Source organism: Rubritalea sp. (assembly GCF_051252225.1).
Classification (GTDB): Bacteria; Verrucomicrobiota; Verrucomicrobiia; order Verrucomicrobiales; family Akkermansiaceae; genus Rubritalea.
The window spans coordinates 1-3167 of record NZ_JBPOGE010000036.1; the positions used below are offsets into that span (position 1 = coordinate 1).

Sequence of the window (3167 nt, forward strand, 5' to 3'; positions counted from 1 at the left end):
ATCTACTTCCTAAAATCTTCAGATTCACGCTAACGTAAAGCACACCAACCGAGTACTCGACCAGAAAGCTTTGGATTTAGATTTAAGTGTGAATGTAGTGAAAGGTGAGCCGCGCTCAACCGCGGTACGAGGTTGGGTGCAGCGTCTTGTTAGGCAAGTCAGTTTTGAGTGAGGTAGTCTTTGTATTCATCTTGAACTACGCCTTCGTTTACCCAGCGATCTGGTTGAGTTCCATGATTTGTTGTAGAGGCTGAAAGTGCAGCTTCTAGATCTGAGTAGGATGTATAAGGGCGGTCGTATTCTTCATCCTCAATAAGTGAAGGAAATGAGTAGATGTCCAAAAAATCTTCAGAACCTATGTTTTCTTTATCGTAAGTGGTAAGTTGATATTCACCATCTTCAACAGATATTTGGATGTAACGCACGCCAGTGAGTCCATCACGTGTGATTTCACCAAGAAATTGATCTACAGCTTTGCCTCGATTGAGAGCTGATTTGATAAAACTGAGAGTAAGGTAGCGCATGTCAATTTAGCCTAACGTAAAGCACACCAATCACTGAACTCTCAGCGTGCTTTGATTTTGGGTTAATGTTTTAATTGTGAAAATGGTTCGCGTCTCGACGGTGAGGGGATTGGGTGCAGCGTCTTGTTCGACAGAGGCAATTTAGTATGTCGTGGTATGTTTGAGTATCGGTGGATCAGTCAAATTTGATGTGACTGCGTAATGTTCTTTAGTATTACCAACGCCTTGTCCAACAAACTGTATCGATGAAGTGATTGTGAAGGTTGAGTTGTGTCCGACAAAAGTGAGTGCAACGGGTTTCTCGTGTCCTAGGTTATATTGGTGCACATACAATGGAATGTACTTCTTAGCTTGGACTTCAGCTAAAATGACATGATATCTCGAATAGTAAGAACCTTTGACTTCATGGGTTAACGTGAAGATTTTTCGGTCTTTGAAAGTTCCAAGAAGGCGAATAGATGAAGTTGCCGGAGTATGGCCAGATTGAATATCTTGATCTGCTTCAAGGTGGCCTGAGGGAAGCGATGTAAAATAATGATCTAGTGTCTTAGGGCTGGGACTAATTGTAGCCTTAAGGTCACCCTTGGCTGCAATCCAATGAATAGTCCATTCCTCAGCATGGCATAGACATGTCTGTAAGGCCAAGAGTAGTAGGAGAAGCTGTTTCATTTTAGTCGAACGTAAAGCACACCAATCACTGAACTCTCAGCGTGCTTTGGTTTTGGGTTAATGTTTGAATGTTGGAAATGGCTCGCGTCTCGACGGTGAAGGGATTGGGTGCAGCGTCTTGTTCGACAAGCTCAATTTGTGATGTGTTGGTAATCTTGGATTTTGGACTTTAGAAAGTGACGAAGGTCTTCGATATCGCAGCGAATTAATGAGGCGGAAGGGATCCAGTTGATTATGTGGTCTCCATGAAAGAGTAGTAATCCATCAGGAAACTCTTGGGCTTTAGTGAAAACCTTCCAACTTAGAGATGTCTGTGAGATCGGTGTGCTAACTTCGAAATGTTCGTCTGAAAATGTGATAGTAACCTCGTCATTGATATATGGTGATCTACGTAGACTACGTCGTACTGACCACTTTTCGTAGCAAAGGGAGCCAACTACAACTAATAAAAACCCTAAGATAGACACACCCATACCAATAGCGTCTAGAGAGAACATGAATATGGCTATAGGGATTAAAAGTACAATGACAGCTATACCGGCTATCAGAAATGGTTTTCTAAGCTGATTTGCTGATTTGTGCTTTTTCTGAGCCTCTAGAATGAACTCTTCGTTGTATGTGAATGATGATTTGATCATGTAAATTTAGTCGAACGTAAAGCACACCAATCACCGAACTCTCACCGTGCTTTGGTTTTTGGTTAATGTGTGAATTTTGAAATTGGTTCGCGTCTCGACGGTGAGGGGATTGGGTGCAGCGTCTTGTTCGACAAATTAATTACCGAAGTGTTTTGACTCTCTGTTGGTAATGGAAATGAGGTAGCTGAATCCTGGAGATAAAATCATCATACATTGGACAATCTGAAACCAAATTGGACTTAAGGTTCTACGCCCAAAGAAACCATGGCTAAGAACTTCCCCAAAAAACATCTCGTATCCATAATACAGAACGAAGGGAATAAGAAGAAATGCTATTAACATTCCAAATTTTATATTTATGAATTTGGAGTTAATGTATACGAGGTAGCATAAAAGAGTGATTACTATGGGGAGACCTACCGTATACGTGTCAAGTTGTGGGCTCCAGTTGAATAGGTTCATTGAGACAGCCCAAAAAAATGTAGCGTTAATGATGCCGAAATGAAGGGCGAGATGCCATAAATGATAGAATATCAGTTTTAGGGTCTTCATTTTAGTCGAACGTAAAGCACACCAACCGAGTACTCGGCCAGAAAGCTTTGGATTAAGATTTAAGTGTGAATGTAGAGAACGGTGAGTCGCGCTCAAACGCGGTACGAGGTTGGGTGCAGCGTCTTGTTAGCTAGGTCGATTTTTTGCGAGCGAGATGTTAATCTGAATATATTCAATAAGTGCGTCTCGTCTCTCTGGAGTATAGCCTTCATAATTGTGTTCTTTCAATGATTCTATGAACCACTCGGCCTCCTCTAAATGGTAGGGCTCAAGCTTTGCACAGAATGAGGAGAACCATATGCAAATAGCTCCACCGATGCATATGAGAAACCTCTGTTTCCACTTAGATGAGCTAGAATTAGATGTAGCCCAGACAACACATAGAGAGGTTACTGTCGCAAATATACTGAGAAATACGAATGCAGAAGAAATACTAAAAGGATAGCTAGTAACTGTGTTGTAGTAATCAAGTGATCTAATGGGCGTGGAGAAGATTGGTAGGCCAAAAACGGTCTTTACTAGAAAGTTAACCCAGAAAATCGAGATTAGAAAGTATGTAAGCGCTAGTGACTGTCCAGATGATATCTCTGGATATTCTGAAATGTGCTTTTTCAGTTTCGACTTATACATTTTTAGCTAACGTAAAGCACACCAACCGAGTACTCGGCCAGAAAGCTTTGGATTAAGATTTAGGTGTGAATGTAGTAAAAGGTGAGTCGCGCTCAACCGCGGTACGAGGTTGGGTGCAGCGTCTTGTTAGCGAAGTCGATGCGTTAGATGTGCT

At 41.7% G+C, this 3167-nt stretch carries 3 protein-coding genes; all 3 read right to left on the reverse strand.

The features are described from left to right. Positions 1 to 158 precede the first annotated feature (158 nt). The 3 genes from ACSHX2_RS15190 to ACSHX2_RS15200 all read right to left on the reverse strand — a co-directional run bounded on the left by ACSHX2_RS15190 (position 159) and on the right by ACSHX2_RS15200 (position 1831). Positions 159 to 524, reverse strand: coding sequence for a hypothetical protein (locus tag ACSHX2_RS15190; RefSeq protein WP_435693807.1), 366 nt, complete (start codon positions 522 to 524; stop codon positions 159 to 161). Between the two features lie 141 nt (positions 525 to 665). Then, positions 666 to 1193, reverse strand: a complete 528-nt coding sequence (locus ACSHX2_RS15195; RefSeq protein WP_435693808.1) for a hypothetical protein — start codon at positions 1191 to 1193, stop codon at positions 666 to 668. A 131-nt stretch (positions 1194 to 1324) separates the two neighbouring features. Then, on the reverse strand, positions 1325 to 1831 hold the full coding sequence (locus ACSHX2_RS15200; RefSeq protein WP_435693768.1) for a YcxB family protein: 507 nt from the start codon (positions 1829 to 1831) through the stop codon (positions 1325 to 1327). Positions 1832 to 3167 lie beyond the last annotated feature (1336 nt).

Excerpts from the sequence above, each read along its gene's own strand:
- ACSHX2_RS15190 (WP_435693807.1), bottom strand. The coding sequence starts at position 524 with ATGCGCTACCTTACTCTCAGTTTTATCAAATCAGCTCTCAATCGAGGC.
- ACSHX2_RS15200 (WP_435693768.1), bottom strand. The coding sequence starts at position 1,831 with ATGATCAAATCATCATTCACATACAACGAAGAGTTCATTCTAGAGGCT.
- ACSHX2_RS15195 (WP_435693808.1), bottom strand. The coding sequence starts at position 1,193 with ATGAAACAGCTTCTCCTACTACTCTTGGCCTTACAGACATGTCTATGC.